Here is a 16,014-nt window from a genome sequence, read left to right as displayed (position 1 = left end):
CTCCCTGACGTCCACGACCGCAGTCGGCTCGACGCGCGGAGCTGCGGTTACCGCGCGGCGATGCTGTGCTGGAGGTGGCGCGGGACGCCAGGGCCGTACGTGCCCGTAACGGCGGGTAGTCGAACCCGCACGGCAGGTACGGTTTCGCTGACGCGGCGTGATCGGGCCGCGGTGCGCGACGACGCGCGCCGGACGAGCCGCGAAGGAGCCGACCGTGGACACGGGCACGCAGCAGGACACCGACGGGCGGCACTGCCTGGTGACCGGTGCCACCGGCTACATCGGCGGACGGCTGGTGCCGGAGCTGCTGCGGGCGGGTCACCGGGTGCGCTGCCTCGCCCGGACCCCGGGCAAGCTGCGGGACCATCCCTGGGCGCCGGACGCCGAGGCGGTCAAGGGCGATGTCACCGACCCGGCGTCGGTCGCCCGCGCCATGCAGGGGATCGACGTCGCCTACTACCTGGTGCATGCGCTGGGCACCGGACGCGACTTCGAGGAGAAGGACCGCAGAGCCGCGCGGATCTTCGCCGAGCAGGCACACGCGGCGGGCGTGCGGCGGATCGTCTACCTCGGCGGTCTGACACCCGAAGGCGTCCCGGAGCGGGAGTTGTCCCGGCACCTGCGGTCGCGGGCCGAGGTGGGGCGCATCCTCCTCGACGGTCCGGTGCCCGCCACGGTGCTGCGCGCCGCGGTGATCATCGGGTCGGGCTCGGCGTCCTTCGAGATGCTGCGCTACCTGACCGAACGCCTTCCGGTGATGGTCACCCCGAGCTGGGTGCGCACCCGCATTCAACCCATCGGGGTCCGCGACGTGCTCCGGTACCTCGTCGGCTCGGCGGGCATGCCGGACCACGTCAACCGCACCTTCGACATCGGCGGCCCGGACGTCCTCACCTACCGCGACATGATGCGCCGGTACTCCGTCGTCGCCGGACTGCGCCGTCGGCTGATCGTGCCCGTGCCGGTGCTCACCCCGGGGCTGTCCAGCCACTGGGTCGGGCTCGTGACACCGGTACCGGCGTCCATCGCGCGACCGCTCACCGAGTCGCTGCGCCATGAGGTCGTCTGCCACGAGCACGACATCGTCCGGTACGTCCCCGACGGCCCCGGGCAGCCGCTGCCGTACGACGAGGCGCTGACGCTCGCACTGCGCCGGGTGCGCGACGCCCAGGTCGCCACCCGCTGGTCGTCGGCCTCGGTGCCCGGCGCGCCGAGCGATCCGCTGCCCACCGACCCGGACTGGGCCGGCGGCAGCCTGTACGAGGACGAACGCCGGCTGACCGTTCCCGCATCGCGCGAGTCCCTGTGGCGGGTGATCGAAGGCATCGGCGGGGACAACGGCTGGTACTCCTTCCCCCTGGCCTGGGCGGTGCGGGGGTGGCTGGACCGCTTCGTCGGCGGTGTGGGCCTGCGCCGCGGCCGGCGGGACGCCGAGCGGCTGCGGGTGGGCGACTCGCTGGACTTCTGGCGGGTCGAGGAGATCGAACCGGGCCGTCTGCTGCGGCTGCGCGCCGAGATGCGGCTGCCGGGCCTGGCCTGGCTGGAGATGTACGCGGAGAGAGACGGCGACGGCCGCACCCGCTACCGGCAGCGCGCCGTGTTCCACCCCCGCGGACTGTCCGGGCACGCCTACTGGTGGAGCGTCTCGCCGTTCCACACCGTCGTCTTCGGCGGGATGGCGCGCAACATCGCCCAGGCCGCCGCGAAGGGCATGAGCGCGCACCGGACACCCACGCCGGCCGACCACGGCGCAGACGCCCGCGGCGGACGAAGCGCCCCGTAGCAGGCCCGACACGACGCCAACAGCCCCGACACGACACCGACAGCCCCTACACGACACGAACGGCCCCGACATGACACCAGGAGAGGCGCCATGGCCATCGCGGTCGTCCTGTTCACCGCGGACCTGCGGCTGCACGACCATGCCCCGCTGCGGGCCGCACTGCGCGCGGCGGACGAGGTGGTGCCGCTGTTCGTGCTCGACCCCGGCATCCACGCGGCGGGCTTCGACGCGCCCAACCGGCGCGCCTTCCTCGCCGACTGCCTGGCCGACCTCGACGCCGGACTCCGCGAGCGCGGCGGCCGACTCGTGCTGCGCTCGGGGCCGGTGGCGCGCGAGGTGGGCCGGATCGCCGCCGAATGCGGGGCGGGCGAGGTGCACATGGCGGCCGGTGTCACCCGCTACGCCCACCGTCGCGAGGAACTCCTGCGCAAGGAGCTCCAGGAGCGCGGGGTGGACCTACATGTGCACGATGCCGTGATCACGGCACTCGCACCCGGGGCGGTGACCCCGGCCGGCTCCGACCACTACGCCGTCTTCACCCCCTACTTCCGCCGCTGGTCCGCAGAACGGCTGCGGGACACCCACCCGGCGCCCCGCACGGTGCGCGTACCCGCCGAGGTGCGCTCCGAGCCGCTGCCCTCCCGCGACACGGTGTCCGGAACCTCACCCGGTCTGCCCGCAGGCGGGGAACGCGCCGGCAGACGGCGGTTCTCGGACTGGAAGCGATCCGGCCTGGGCGCCTACGAGGAGCGGCACGACGACCTCGCCGGCGACAAGACCTCCCGCCTCTCGCCCTATCTCCACTTCGGGGTCCTCTCGCCCGTCGAACTCGTCCAGCGGGCCCGCGCGCACGGCGGCCCCGGGGCGGACGCGTTCGTGCGCCAACTGTGCTGGCGCGACTTCCACCACCAGGTGCTGGCCGCCCGGCCCGGCTCGTCCGTGAGCGACTACCGCACCCGCGACGACCGCTGGCGGACGCAGGACGAGGCGGCCGAGGAGATCACCGCGTGGCAGGAGGGCCGCACCGGCTATCCCGTCGTCGACGCGGCGATGCGGCAGCTGCGCCACGAGGGCTGGATGCACAACCGCGCCCGCCTCCTGGTGGCCAGCTTCCTCACCAAGACGCTGTACGTGGACTGGCGGATCGGCGCCCGGCACTTCCTGGACCTGCTGGTGGACGGCGACATCGTCAACAACCAGCTCAACTGGCAGTGGGTCGCCGGAACCGGCACCGACACACGCCCCCACCGCGTGCTCAACCCGGTGGTCCAGGGCAAGCGCTTCGACGCCCAGGGGACGTACGTACACCGCTGGGTGCCCGAGCTGCGGGACGTCCCCGGCAAGGCGGTCCACGAACCCTGGCGACTCCCCGCGCCCGAACGCGCCCGCCTGGACTACCCCGAGCCGCTCATCGACCTCGCGGACGGCCTCGCGCGCTTCCAACACGCCCGGGGCCGGCGCTGACGGACTTCGCGGACACGCCTGGGCCGTCGGAGTGAGTTGTGCTCCGGCGAGGGCTCCTACCGGGCAGGGATCAGCGCATGCCCAGGGGTGCCGACCGGGACGTCCCGGCGCGGGTGGCCCCAGCGGCGCCCCGGACCGGACGAAGGAGGGCGTGTGAAGACCGTATCGGGACCGACGGACCACGTGGTCGTCGTCGGCGCCGGGCTGTCCGGCCTCTCCGCGGCCCTGCACCTGCTGGGGGCGGGCCGCCGGGTCACCGTCGTCGAACGGGACGCCGGGCCGGGCGGACGAGCCGGCCGGCGCGCGCTCGGCGGGTACCACCTGGACACCGGCCCGACCGTGCTGACGATGCCGCACCTCGCCGACGAGGCCTTCGCCGCCGTCGGCGACAGCCTCTACCGGCGGGTGGACCTCGTCGCGCTGCACCCCGCCTACCGAGCCCGCTTCGCCGACGGCTCGCACCTCGACGTCCACACCGACGGCGACGCCATGGAAGCGGAGGTACGGCGCTTCGCGGGCCCCGCCGAAGCCGACGGCTACCGGCGCCTGCGGTGCTGGCTCGAACGGCTCTACCGGGCCCAGATGCGCCGCTTCATCGACACCAACTTCGACTCGCCCCGCCAGCTCCTGCATTCGGACCTGGCCCGGCTGGCGGCGCTCGGCGGATTCGGCCGGCTGGACCCGCGGATCGGCAGCTTCCTCACCGACGCCCGCCTTCGGCGCGTCTTCTCCTTCCAGTCGCTGTACGCGGGCCTGGCCCCGGCCCGGGCGCTCGCCGCGTACGCCGTGATCGCCTACATGGACACGGTGGCCGGCGTGTGGTTCCCGCGCGGCGGTATGCACGCGCTGCCGCAGGCGATGGCCGATGCGGCCGGGGACGCGGGTGCCACGTTCCGCTGGTCGGCCGAGGTGACGCAGCTGGAGCGCGCGGCCGGCCGGGTACGGGCCGTACGCCTCGGCTCCGGGGAGCGCATCACCTGCGACGCGGTGGTCCTCAGCCCCGATCTGCCGGTGGCGCACCGGCTTCTGGGGCGCGCACCACGGCGCCCGCTGCGGCTGCGCCACTCCCCGTCCGCGGTGATCCTGCACGCCGGCACCGACCGCACCTGGCCGGAACTCGCGCACCACACCATCTCCTTCGGCGCGGCCTGGGAGCGCACCTTCGACGAACTGACCCGTACGGGGCAGCCGATGAGCGATCCGTCCCTGCTCATCAGCCGCCCCACGACGCACGACCCGAGGCTCGCCCCACCGGGCAGGCACCTGCACTACGTCCTCGCGCCCTGCCCCAACACCGCCACCGGGCCGTCCGCCGCAGCCTGGCGCGACCTCGGGCCGCGCTACCGCGACAGCCTCGTGGCCGAGCTGGAACGTCGCGGCCTCGACGGGTTCGGAGACCACATCGAACACGAACTCCTGGTGACGCCGGCGGACTGGACGGCCCAGGGACACGCGGCGGGCACGCCCTTCTCGGTCTCGCACACCTTCGCCCAGACCGGCCCCTTCCGACCGCGCAACCTGGTGCGGGGCCTCGACAACGCCGTACTGGCCGGCTGCGGGACGACGCCCGGGGTCGGCGTGCCCACGGTGCTCATCAGCGGGAAACTCGCCGCCGCCCGCATCACCGGCGGCCGTCCCCCGGCCCGCCGCAGGGTCGCCGCGCCGGCCGCTCCGCGCCGCCCCGGCCGGGAACGGCGGCCGTGATGACCCGCCGCGAACTGGCTGCCGCCGGCATCACCGACCCCGCCCTGCGCGCGGCGTACACCCACTGCCGGCAGCTCAACGCCCATCACGGCAAGACCTACTTCCTCGCCACCCGTCTGCTGCCGGTCGAACGCCGCTGCGCCGTCCACGCGCTGTACGGCTTCGCCCGCTGGGCGGACGACATCGTCGACGACCTCGACCGGCGGCGGACGCCCCAGGAGCGCGACCGGCTGCTGCGGCTGCTGGAGAACGACCTCGCGCACGGTCTGCGCACCCGCGGCGGCGACCAGCCCGTGGTACGGGCCGTGGCGGACACCGCCGCCCGGTACGCCATCGAGCCCCGCCTGTTCGCCGACTTCCTGGCCTCGATGCGCGACGACCTCAGCGTCACGGACTATCCGACGTATGCCGACCTGCGCGCCTATATGCACGGTTCGGCGGCGGCGATCGGCCTGCAGATGCTGCCCGTCCTCGGGACCGTGGCGCCCCGCGAGGTGGCGGCGCCGCACGCGGCGGCCCTCGGCGTGGCCTTCCAGCTCACCAACTTCCTCCGGGACGTGGGCGAGGACCTGGACCGCGGCCGCGTCTACCTGCCGGCGGACCTGCTCGCCGCCCACGGGGCGGACCGGCCGCTGCTGGAATGGAGCCGCCGCACCGGACGCCGCGATCCGCGGATCCGCGCCGCGTTCGCCGCCGCCGAGGCCCTGACGAGAGCGGTCTACCGCGAGGCGGAACCGGGCATCGCCATGCTCGACCCCCGGGTGCGGCCCTGCATCCGTACCGCCTACACGCTGTACGGAGGCATCCTCGACGCGATCGCGGCCGACGACTACGCCGTACTGCACCGCCGCTCCGTGGTGCCGCGCCGGCGCCGGGCACTGACGGCCGTGGTCGGCATCGCACGCATCCTCGGCGCCCGCGCCCGTACCGGCACTCCGCGCCCGGTGGCTCCGGTACGCGGCGAACCGACCCCCCAAGGGGCGGGGGACCGGCGGTGACCGCCCGGAGGGACGGAGCAGGCTGGACCTCACCGCTGCGGCTGCGGCGCGGCCCGAAGTGGGAGGCGCAGCCGCCCACTTGGCGCGCGGCACGGCCCGCGCTGATCGCCGACGCCCTCAAGCGCGCCGGCGCGCGGCCGTCGGGCAACTGGTTCGTCGTGGGAGCCTCCCGGGACGTGACCGCCGGCGGCCGCCCCCGCGGCAGAACGGTGGGTGGCCTGGAGGTCGTCCTGTGGCGGACCCCGGCGGGTGAACTGCGGGCCGGACCCGGCGCGTGCCCGCACCTGGGGGCTCCGCTGTGCGACGGCCGGGCGGTGGGTGGCACGCTGGTGTGCCACTGGCACGGACTGGCCCTGGACGGCGGCCCGTTCGCCGGCTGGGAGCCGTTCCCGGTCCACGACGACGGCGTCCTGGTGTGGGTGCGGCTGGACGAGGTCGGGAACGAGGAGCCGCTGGAGCGCCCCGTGGTGCCCGCCCGACCGGCGGCGGGGGCGGTGGACGCGGTGTGCACGGCGGTGGGACGGTGCGAGCCCCAGGACGTGGTCGCGAACCGGCTCGACCCCTGGCACGGCGCGTGGTTCCATCCGTACTCGTTCGTCGATCTCCGCGTGGTCCGAGTGCCGCGGCACGAGCAGGACGACGCGTTCGCCGTCGAGGTGTCGTTCCGCGTCGCGGGCCGTCTGGTGGTGCCCGTGCGCGCGGAGTTCACCGCACCCGGCCCGCGCACCGTCGTCATGCGCGTCACCGAGGGCGAGGGGGCGACGTCCGTCGTCGAGACGCATGCCACTCCGCTGACCGCGAGCGCGGCGGCGGAGCCGCGAACGGCCGTGATCGAGGCCGTCGTCGCCGCGTCGGACCGGCGGGGCTTCGCCCTGGCGCGCGCCGCCGCACCGTTGCTGCGCCCCCTGATGCGCCGGGCGGCAGGCCGGCTGTGGCGCGACGACCTCGCCTACGCCGAGCGCCGCTGGACCCTGCGGAGCACCGGGCGTCTCCCCGGCTGAGCGGACGCGCCCGGCCCGCCCCGCCGCTCAACGGCGGGCCGCCGCACCCGCCAGGGCCCGCAGGACCCGGGAGCGGCCCGCCCGCGGCACCGTCCACAGCACCTGGCCGCGGATCCCCCAGTCGGTGAGCAGGGCGTTGGCCGCCAGGAAGCCGGAGGTCGCCGCCCGCTCCATCAAAGCCACCGGAAGGCGGGTGCGGACCAGGTCGCCGGCGACCATCACGCGCGGGTGCGGGGTCCGTACGGACGGCCGTCGGTGGTAGCCACCGACGTCGAACAGCGGGCAGTCGGACCGCCATTCGTGGCGCGCGTCCACGATCCGCGCCTCCCGGGTCTCCGGGTAGACCTCGTGCAACCGGTCGACGAGCCGCTCCTGCACCCGCTTCGGCTCCGCCGCGGGATCGACCGCATAGGCGTGCAACTCCACCACCGAACCGCCGGTGCGCGTCGCCCAGCGGGCCGCCTCGCCCTCCCAGCGGTCGAGGACGCTGACGTTGTCCAGGCCCCCGAATCCGCTGGTGCCGAGGAAACCGGCACGGTCCTCACGCACCGGCCGGTCGAGCCACAGGCGGGAGACGAGAAACGGCGGTGCGGCGCGCAGCCCCTGGACGTCGTCGCGCCAGCCCGCGCTCCCCAGAGCCGGCGACCTCGCCACGATGCCGCGCAGTCCGGCCGTGTCGAGCGCGAGGACCACCGCCTGGTGCCGCTCCCTCGTCCCGTCGCTCTCGACCTCCAGATCGCCGCCCACCGGGCGGACCGCGTCGACCGGGGTGCCGGTGCGGATGTCGACGCCGTGCTTCTCCAGATAGCCGCCCAGCGGCTCCCACAGCGCCCGCGGGAAGGGCTCGCCCGGCACGTCGAAGAGCAGACCCTCGGAGGAGCCGAGGAAGTAGATGTGGAACATCACCAGCAGTTCGGCGGCGGACAGTTCGCGCGGGTCGACGAAGAAGCTGCGGGAGAAGACCTCGAACGCGAGATGGTGCGCGGCCTCGGGGAAGCGGACGCCGGCGAGGAAGTCGGTCGCGCGGACACCGTCGAAGCGCCCGTAGACCTCGGGCACCCGCACGTCGAGCAGCGGCAGCGCGGCACGCGGGTCCATCGAGGCGAGGTCGCGCCAGCCGAACGTCGGGCTCAGGGCCACGAATCCGAGCGCGCTCCAGGGCGGCGTCCGGGGCACTCGCGCGAAGCTGTCGGTCAGTCCGCCGCTGTGCCGCAGGGGGTAGTCGGGCAGGGGAGTCAGGCAGGTGAGAGCCGGGTCGGTCCGGCGCAGCAGACCGCGCAGGTTGTAGTACTGGCGGAAGAAGGCGTGGAAGCCGCGGCTCATGGTCACTTCCGAGCCGTCCGCCAGGCACGTCCGCCACCCGGCGAGGCGGCCGCCGAGCGAGGTCTCCCGCTCGTGGAGCGTCACCCGCACACCGCGTTCGGCGAGCGCCGTGGCCGCGGCGATACCGGCGATGCCTCCGCCGACCACCGCGACACGAGGTGCCTCGCCGCCGGTGAAGCGCGCCCGGCCCGGGGTGGGCATCAGAACCTGCGCCTTGCGGTCGCGGCCCCGCCGGACGGCCCCGGCGCGACCGAAGGCGCTCATACGGCGGGCCCCGTCACCGGGGCGGAACCGTTGCGACCGAGGAAGGTGTGGACGATGCCGGTCTGCCAGCCGGCGACGGGGGCGGTGCGCACACCGGTGAACCCGGCCCGCGCGAGCCGGGCCGCGAACGCCGGGGCGGTGTCGAAGGCCAGGACGCTGCGCCACAAGTGGCGGTAGAGCGCCCGGTCGCCGTTCAGGGTGCCCGCCGGGATGATCAGTGCCTGGCAGACCGCCGTCCACACCGCCCGGTGGAGCCGGGATCCGCTGAGGCTGTAATCGTGCACGGCCAATCGCCCGCCGGAACGCAGCAGGGCCCGCATGACGGCGAGGACACCGTCCGGGTCGGTGACGTTGCGCAGCAGATAGGCGGCGAAGACGGCGTCGTAGGGACCTTCGTCGACGGTGCGCAGTTCCTCGGCGGTCAGATGCAGAAACCGGACCGCGGCGGGCCACCGTTTGGCCTGCGCGCGTTCCAGCATGCCCGCGGAGGCGTCGACGGCGGTGATCCGGGCGCGCGGAGCGGCATGCAGCAGGGCCCGGGTGGAGGCGCCCGTACCGCAGCCGAGGTCGAGTACGTGCAGACCGGCGCCCTCGTGCGGCAGGCCCAGCCGGCGGGCCGACCGCAGCAGGTCGGCACGGTGGCCCGGGTTCATCGCCGTGAGGCGGTCGTAGCTGTGGGACGCGTGGTCGAAGGCGCGGGTGAGGTCGTGGTCGCGCAGCAGCGTCATCGGCGGCTCTCCTCGGACGGGGCGGTCGCGTGCACCCCGGCTACGGGGCGGCGGGGCAGGAAGGGCAGCTCCGCCGCGGTGCGGAGCATCGGGCCGACGGGCGTGCGCAGGCCGATGCCGAACTCCTCCCAGGGCGTGGTGGCGCCGTCGAGGAAGCGCAGCAGCCGCGCCGTCGGGACCCGACGGAACAGGTCGGTGAAGAACCCGGGGCCGTCGATCCGGCCGGTGTCCAGCGCCCGCAGCAGCACGGCATCCATGGCCAGCGCCCGCCGGCCGTGCAGACGGGGCGCGAGGTCGCCCCCGTCGCGCAGCGCGGCGGCGATCGCCCGGCTCTGCCGCTGCACGGCGGCGAAGGTGTAGCCGGTCGCCGGCCGGGTGGCACCGCCGGCCGCCCCGACGCGGAAGACGGCCGGCCCGATCCGGCGGGGGAAGCGTGCGTCGGTCATCGGGATGACGCCCTGCTCGGCCGCTTCCACGGTGAGCGCCCCCAGCCGCAGGACCTCGCCGGTGTAGTGGCGCAGCGCGGTCTCGTACGCGGCCGTGGCGAGCGGCGCGCGGGAGAACTCGGTGTACTCGACCAGCGCCCGGTCGGGTGCGAGGGGCAGCACGTAGCCGAACGCGAGTCCGTGGCGCGGCTGCGGCACCCGGAAGTCCATCAGGTCCGCGACCTCGGGGTCGAAGCATGCCCCCGCCGTGCGCACGAACCAGCCCCGGAAGTGCTGCAGCAGCGTCGTGCGGGCCGGTGGCAGACGGCGCAGCGGCCGGGAGTCGAAGACGTACCGGCCCCGCAGGAGCCGAACCCGGCCGTCGGGGGTGGTACAGCGGACCTCGGCCCCGCCGGCCACGGTGCGCACGGCCCGGGCCGTCGCGCGCAGGACACGTGTCTGCGGGTATCGCGCCAACCGGGAGAGCACCAGCGCCTCGAAGGGCGCGGACCGCAGCATCCGATAGCGCAGCGGTGCGGTGTCGGTGGTGACTTCTCGGCCGTCCGTGCCGCGGACCCGCAGCCGCGACCACGAGGCCAGCACCGCGTCCTCGAACTCCCCGGGCGCGTCGTCCCAGTAGCACCAGGTGCGCTCGGCGGGTCGCAGCGGTCCGTCGGGCGCCTCCACCACGGTCAGCGAGGTGGTCCCCGTGTGCGTCAGCCAATGCGCGAGGCTCAGTCCGGCCGCCCCGCCCCCCACCACGACGGCCTCCGCCCACCCGGCCGGTGCGGTGGTGCGGCGGCTCACCGCGCGCGCCGTCCGACCGCCGGTGCCCCGCGCGGGGATCGAACGCGCTGACCGGTCATCATCCGCCTCCTTCACGCTGCCGCCGGCACGGGCCGACGGCGACGGGCGGTCCAGCCGATCACGTCACAGGCGCCGATGCCAGTCGCCGCAACGCCGCCCGCCCGGAGGCGACCGCATCGGGTGACGGCTCGTCACCGCCGTACGACCTACTCCAGGACGGCCGGCGGTGCGAGGGATCGGTGTATCGGTCAGCCTTCCGGCATCTCCGAGAGCCGGAAGGGTCCCGCGGCGCCGGGGCCGAACATCACCGGGAGGTTGCGTCCTTGCGGGACGACGACGAGCGGCTCGTTGCGGTATTCCCGGAGGAAGTTCTCCAGCGGTTCCCAGATGAGGCTCCGGTATCCGGCCTCGGACCGTTGGCGCTCAAAGGAAAGAGTGAGAGCGGATTCCGTCAGGCTGACGCTCACGGCGTCCACTTCGAGCCACTCTCCGCCGATCCAGGCTTCGAGCCTTACGTATGACATGACGCAAGGGTGCCCTGCCGCGCGGGGTGCTGGCAATCGGCCACGATCACGATGAGGGACGGCGAGGACCCGCAGCGGTACGGCCGGGATGAGGCCCAGCGTCCGGCCGCCGGGGGAGTGCGACCTATTGGAGCCCGGTCTGCGTCTTACTGAACAATTCGCCTTCGGAGTAGAAGAACACCGCGCTGCTGATTCCGTCGACGCCGTAGCAGGTCCAGGTGACGGGGTAGTTCTCGGCGGGCTCGGCCTCGGTTTCCTGTTGGCATGTGTTGGCATACTTCAGGAGGGTTTTCTGGCTGCTGCCGGCCTTGATTTTCCAGTATTCCGCGAGGGTCAGCGGGTCGCTGGCGGCGGCACTGACCTCGTAGATGCCGGCGGCCATGAGCAGGCCGAGGGCGCCGACGCCGGCTATCACGCTCTTCTTCACGGGTGGGTTGTCCTTATGCGGATCCGGATGCGGTTCTGACGGGGACCGGCATGGGTGGGCCGGGCTCCGTGGCCCACGGCGGCGCGATGCGCCACGGGGAGGTCTTGATCGTATCGGGACCCGTTGCCCGTCGCTGCCCCCAAGCCGGCCACTTCACCGTAGCCGTGCCGCTTCCCGGAGGTCATCGGTGGTTCGCCCGGCACCGCGGCGTCGCTCGCGCGGTGCCGGATGCGTGCCTGTACGAGGCCACGCCGAACTCGGCCTTCTTTGTCCGTGCGCGAATGCGGCTACGCAAAATCGGACAAAAATGATGTTAATCTGCCGCTCCCGACCGGCCCGAGTCCCACCGAACCCCACCGAGTCCCTCGGCTCCTGCCGACTCCAGGCCCCACGACGCACGCCGCCCCCGTCCCGCCGGGTGGAGAGAGAACCCCGATGCCCTCGAAAGGCACCCGCATCGCCGCTCAACGGCCTCCTTATCTGCGCGACCTGGCGCAGGGGCTGGAACGGTTCTTCGAGCCCCGCCGAGAGGACTGCCCCTGGTGCTCCGGCCGCGACCTCCGCCGGCGCCTGCGCACCACCGACCTCATCCAGCGCAAACCGGGGTCCTTCACGCTGGAGCAGTGTCACGGCTGCGGCCATGTCTTCCAAAACCCCCGGCTGAACGCGCAGGGCCTGGAGTTCTACTACCGCGACTGCTACGACGGCCTCAACGAACGGGCCATGGAACGGCTGGCGTCCTCGCGCATCTGCCGCAAGCTCTACCGGGCCCGAGCCCGGGCACTGGTGCCCTTCGGGCGCCCCTCCCGCTGGCTGGACGTGGGTACGGGCCACGGCCACTTCTGCTCGGAGGCCCGCTCGATCCACCCCACCACACGATTCCACGGCCTCGATCGAGGCGAAGGCGTCGAGATCGCCGCCCGCACCGGCCGCATCACCCACGCCTACCAGGGCTCGTTCACCGACCTGTCCGGTCAACTCGCCGGCCGTTACGACGTGGTGAGCATGCACCACTACCTGGAACACACCATCGACCCCCGCCGGGAACTCGCCGCCGCCCGCACCGCTCTGCGCCCCGGCGGCCATCTGCTGATCGAGGTGCCCGACCCCCAGTGCCTCTCGGCCCGGCTACTGGGCCGCTGGTGGGTCCCCTGGCTTCAGCCGCAGCATCTGCACCTCATCCCGCTGCGCAACCTTCGCGGCGCGTTGGAACAGCACGACTTCACCATCAAGGCCGTCGACCGCCGCGAACCCCACGTCCCCACCGACCTGGTCGCCGCCGCCCTCAACCTGCTCAACTCCGCACTACCGGGAGAAGACCTCCCCTGGCTGCCCGCGGCACCTGGGCGGATCAGCCGCCTCACCCGCGCCCTGGCATATCTGAGCGCCGCCCCCTTGCTCCTCGCCCTCTTCGGCCTCGACACGCTCCTGGCACCGCTCGCCCGCCGCACCCGTCTGTCGAACGCCTACCGCGTGGTCGCCTGCCGCAACTGACGACCGGCTCAGCAAGCGCCCGCGACCGAGCCGGCCAGTCGACGAGTCGATGGAGCGATGAGTCGACCAGCCGACCTGCCGACCGGGACCGGCGTGATTCACTGCGCGGGTGACTGATTGTGACGTGCTGCGCGTCTTCTGCGGTGCCGACGGCCGATACGGCAACGCGCTCGGAGTCGTACGTGACGGAACCGCCGTCCCTACGGAGGCCGAGCGGCTGGCCTTCGCCAGGAGAGTGGGTTTCAGCGAGACCGTGTTCATCGACGAGCCCGAGCGTGGCGTCATCGACATCTACACGCCCACTTCGAGACTTCCCTTCGCGGGGTACCCGTGCGTGGGCTCGGCCTGGCTGCTCGGCGTGCCCGCTCTGGTCACGCCCGCCGGGGTCGTACGGACCCGGGCCGAAGGGGAGTTCACCTGGGTCGAGGCGCGAGCCGAGTGGGCACCACCGCGCCTGCTGCGGCAATACCCCTCGGCGGCGGAGGTGGACGCGCTGGCCGTACCGGAGCCCGGAGAGTGGATCTACGCATGGGCATGGCAGGACGAGGCGGCCGGCGAGGTCAGGGCCCGCGGGTTCCCCGGTCGCGGCGACGGCATCGACGAGGATGAGGCCACCGGCGCGGCAGCACTCCTGTTGACCGCACGCCTCGGCCGGCCGCTGCGCGTCTCGCAGGGACGCGGCTCGCAGATCCTTACGGCCCCGCGGTCGGACGGCCTGATCGAAGTGGGCGGCCGGGTCAGGAGTGAGAGGCCGACGTAGCCGGTGTCCGGGGGTGACTGCGTCCCGAGCCGGTCAACCGCATAGCCAGAGGAGGCCGCTCTCCGTCGCATAATCGACGCCTATGCGAGACACGAGGCTGTCGGAGCCGCCGGAGCCGCCGGAGCCGCCGGAGCCGCCGGAGCCGACCGAGCATTACATCTTCAACGACGGCCAGACGATCGTGCTGGAGCGCGGATTCCAGTGGGAGCCCGCGCCCGACCGGAATCCGATCGAGCTGGAGCGCATGACCGCGCATTGCGCCGTCCGAGCACTGGCCGAGTTGTGCGAAGGGCTCGTCAGGCCCATGACGTTCGGTGTGACCAGAAACTGGGTGGACGGGAGTACGGCTGGTCGGCCGATGGCGATCCGCCGCGGTGGAACTGGTTTCTCAGGATGCCGCAGTCGCCGTCTGACGCCTGGCCAACCAGGGGCCGATGTACCGGCGGGCCGTCCGCCGCGCAAGGATCGCGCGGCGGACGGCCACCAGGCTTCGACGAGGAAGGATCGGTACGAGCAGCGGGCTTGTCATCGGTGGTGGGTGGCGAATAACGGCAAGGCACGGGCCTCGGAGTGCGCGGGGGCAGGGTCGGGTTCCGGGGAGGCGCGTGTTGCCCGTGGCTGCCTGCCGGTCACCGGGTCCTCCGTCAGCAGCAGCGTCAGCAGGAGTGCTGCGGAGCGCTCGCTGAGGGCATGGGCGGTGGGCAGGAGCCGGTGGCGTTGTCCGGCGGGCAGGGACAGGGCCACACACGTGGCGCGTCCGGGAATGCCGAGCGGGAACGCCACACAGACTTCGTGGTGGGAGTACTCCAGGAGGTCGAACTGGGCGGCATGGGGGCCGTGTCCGTCGAGTGCCTCGAACAGGGCCCGGGGATTGGTGATGGTGCGGTCGGTGAGCTTGATCGGCCGATAGCGGGCGAGATGGTCCATCCGGCCGTCGAAGTCGAGCTGGGCCAGCAGGCTCTTGCCGACGGCGCTGGCGTGCGCGGTGTCGCGGAAGGCGACGTACTCCGTCACCGCCGGCGCATCCGGCCCGTAGGCGGACTGGAGGACTCTGACGTCTCCGGACATATAGCCGCTGACATAGACCGCGGCACCGAGGCGGTCCCGCAGGCTGGTGAGCGTCCGTTGGAGTAGCTGTGCGCGCTGCTCCGGGTGGCGGGTCATGGCCATGAGGGGGCCGGGGAAGTGCGCGCCGGCGGTGGTGGAGATCAGATGCTGACCACGCAGCCAGTGCAGCAGCCAGGCAACCGCGGCGGGGGAGAGCCGGGTCCGGACGGCCAGCGCCCTGGTGGTGATGCCGCCCGCGGCGTCGACGAGGTAGAGGATGTCCAGGGCCTGGGCCGCCGCCCGCCATTGCTGAGGGGTGTCGATGTGTACGGGAGTGCGGCGGGCCATCTCCGTCAGCACCGCGGGACGCAGCGCATGGGCCGACCACCAAGGCTCGTTCCCCCTGCCGTCGTTCATGGAGCCGCTGCCGTCGTACATGTCCCCGCCGTCCCCGCGGTCCCCGCTGTCTTCGTGCAAGGTGGCGGCGGGCCCGCACACGGGCTGCTCAGGTGGCAGCGGCAGCAGCAGGCCGTGGGCGGAGCCCGTGGCACCGCATGCCGGTGTGCGCCGCGGCTGTTCGGCCACCGTGGGGTCGTCGGCCGGCCAAGGTGTCGCCGGCCGCTCGGGACCGTGCTGTCGGCCCAGCCCGGTCGCCGGCACCCAGACCAGCTTGGCGCAGGCCGCCTCCGTTCCCTCCACGGCTGCGGCTATGGGGCGCTCGCCGGCTCTCACACCTTCCTGGTGCGTCGCAGGCTCGGCCGGCGGGCCACAGCGGAGTCCGGCGCGCACTTCGTCGACGAACTGCGGATCTTCGAGCGCGGAATGCGCCGGCGACTCGGCGCTCGCGTGGTGTGCCGACGCCGCCAACAGCTCGCGGGCGTCACCGTGTCCATGCCGCGCGGCCTCCGCGACGAGAAACCGTACGCTCTCGTGTCCCTGGCCACGCACCCGCGTGGTCAGGGCGGCCAGCCGGAACAACGCCCCCGGGTGACCGGCCTCGGCCGCCGCGCCCAACCAGTCGGCGGCAGACTCCAGCTCCTCCCGGGCCAAGGCCTTCGATCCCAGCCGGTACAGCGAGTTGGCGTGCGCGCGCTTCTCGGCGGACAGCGCATACTCGGAGGTCAGGGGGCCGAAGTCGCCACAGGGCCGGTCCCAGAAGTCGGGTGCTCCGGTGAGCCGGCCCAGCAGTTCCGCGAGCGCGGTCGGGACCACTGGCTCCGGGCGCCCCGCCCCGTCGCGGTGGTCGTCGTACCTGCTCACATCCC

The 16,014-nt window shown here is 73.4% G+C and carries 13 protein-coding genes; 7 read left to right on the top strand and 6 right to left on the bottom strand.

Annotated elements, in window-relative coordinates; translation table 11 throughout:
- The first annotated feature begins 214 nt into the window (after positions 1 to 214).
- From WAB15_RS00160 to WAB15_RS00140, 5 genes are all read left to right on the top strand, one after another.
- The gene (locus WAB15_RS00160) at positions 215 to 1,783 is read left to right on the top strand and encodes an SDR family oxidoreductase (RefSeq protein WP_407284797.1); all 1,569 of its coding nucleotides are present in this window, start codon (positions 215 to 217) and stop codon (positions 1,781 to 1,783) included.
- A gap of 90 nt (positions 1,784 to 1,873) precedes the next feature.
- Complete coding sequence (locus tag WAB15_RS00155; RefSeq protein WP_407284796.1) at positions 1,874 to 3,247, top strand: cryptochrome/photolyase family protein; 1,374 nt, start codon at positions 1,874 to 1,876, stop codon at positions 3,245 to 3,247.
- A 153-nt stretch (positions 3,248 to 3,400) separates the two neighbouring features.
- Positions 3,401 to 4,951, top strand: coding sequence for a phytoene desaturase family protein (crtI, locus tag WAB15_RS00150; RefSeq protein ID WP_407284795.1), 1,551 nt, complete (start codon positions 3,401 to 3,403; stop codon positions 4,949 to 4,951).
- Positions 4,951 to 5,949: a phytoene/squalene synthase family protein gene (locus WAB15_RS00145; protein ID WP_407284794.1), complete on the top strand. Its 999-nt coding sequence runs from the start codon at positions 4,951 to 4,953 to the stop codon at positions 5,947 to 5,949. The genes crtI and WAB15_RS00145 overlap by 1 nt, the downstream gene beginning before the upstream one ends.
- Positions 5,946 to 6,950: a DUF5914 domain-containing protein gene (locus tag WAB15_RS00140; protein WP_407284793.1), complete on the top strand. Its 1,005-nt coding sequence runs from the start codon at positions 5,946 to 5,948 to the stop codon at positions 6,948 to 6,950. Before WAB15_RS00145 ends, WAB15_RS00140 begins: the two co-directional genes overlap by 4 nt.
- A 27-nt stretch (positions 6,951 to 6,977) precedes the next feature.
- Here the strand turns inward: WAB15_RS00140 and WAB15_RS00135 are convergent, their stop codons facing one another.
- From WAB15_RS00135 to WAB15_RS00115, 5 genes are all read right to left on the bottom strand, one after another.
- On the bottom strand, positions 6,978 to 8,537 hold the full coding sequence (locus WAB15_RS00135; RefSeq protein WP_407284792.1) for an FAD-dependent oxidoreductase: 1,560 nt from the start codon (positions 8,535 to 8,537) through the stop codon (positions 6,978 to 6,980).
- Positions 8,534 to 9,265, bottom strand: coding sequence for a class I SAM-dependent methyltransferase (locus WAB15_RS00130; protein WP_407284791.1), 732 nt, complete (start codon positions 9,263 to 9,265; stop codon positions 8,534 to 8,536). Before WAB15_RS00130 ends, WAB15_RS00135 begins: the two co-directional genes overlap by 4 nt.
- Complete coding sequence (locus tag WAB15_RS00125) at positions 9,262 to 10,497, bottom strand: lycopene cyclase family protein (protein ID WP_407284790.1); 1,236 nt, start codon at positions 10,495 to 10,497, stop codon at positions 9,262 to 9,264. The genes WAB15_RS00130 and WAB15_RS00125 overlap by 4 nt, the downstream gene beginning before the upstream one ends.
- Before the next feature lie 248 nt (positions 10,498 to 10,745).
- A complete protein-coding gene (locus tag WAB15_RS00120; protein WP_407284789.1) occupies positions 10,746 to 11,021 on the bottom strand; it encodes a hypothetical protein in 276 nt (91 codons plus the stop codon).
- A gap of 124 nt (positions 11,022 to 11,145) precedes the next feature.
- Complete coding sequence (locus WAB15_RS00115) at positions 11,146 to 11,448, bottom strand: hypothetical protein (protein ID WP_407284788.1); 303 nt, start codon at positions 11,446 to 11,448, stop codon at positions 11,146 to 11,148.
- 435 nt (positions 11,449 to 11,883) lie between these two features.
- Here WAB15_RS00115 and WAB15_RS00110 point away from each other — a divergent pair, with 435 nt between their 5' ends.
- Positions 11,884 to 12,942 (top strand): class I SAM-dependent methyltransferase, encoded by a 1,059-nt coding sequence (locus WAB15_RS00110; protein ID WP_407284787.1) that lies wholly within the window; start codon positions 11,884 to 11,886, stop codon positions 12,940 to 12,942.
- A gap of 109 nt (positions 12,943 to 13,051) precedes the next feature.
- Positions 13,052 to 13,702, top strand: a complete 651-nt coding sequence (locus WAB15_RS00105; RefSeq protein ID WP_407284786.1) for a PhzF family phenazine biosynthesis protein — start codon at positions 13,052 to 13,054, stop codon at positions 13,700 to 13,702.
- 525 nt (positions 13,703 to 14,227) lie between these two features.
- On the opposite strand, the gene WAB15_RS00100 is transcribed toward WAB15_RS00105, so the two are convergent.
- On the bottom strand, positions 14,228 to 16,009 hold the full coding sequence (locus WAB15_RS00100; RefSeq protein WP_407284785.1) for an IclR family transcriptional regulator C-terminal domain-containing protein: 1,782 nt from the start codon (positions 16,007 to 16,009) through the stop codon (positions 14,228 to 14,230).
- Positions 16,010 to 16,014 lie beyond the last annotated feature (5 nt).

Origin of the sequence: Streptomyces sirii (assembly GCF_045690365.1) — a bacterium.
In the GTDB taxonomy this organism is placed as follows: Bacteria; Actinomycetota; Actinomycetes; order Streptomycetales; family Streptomycetaceae; genus Streptomyces; species Streptomyces sirii.
This window is presented reverse-complemented; position numbering and strand designations above follow the sequence as displayed.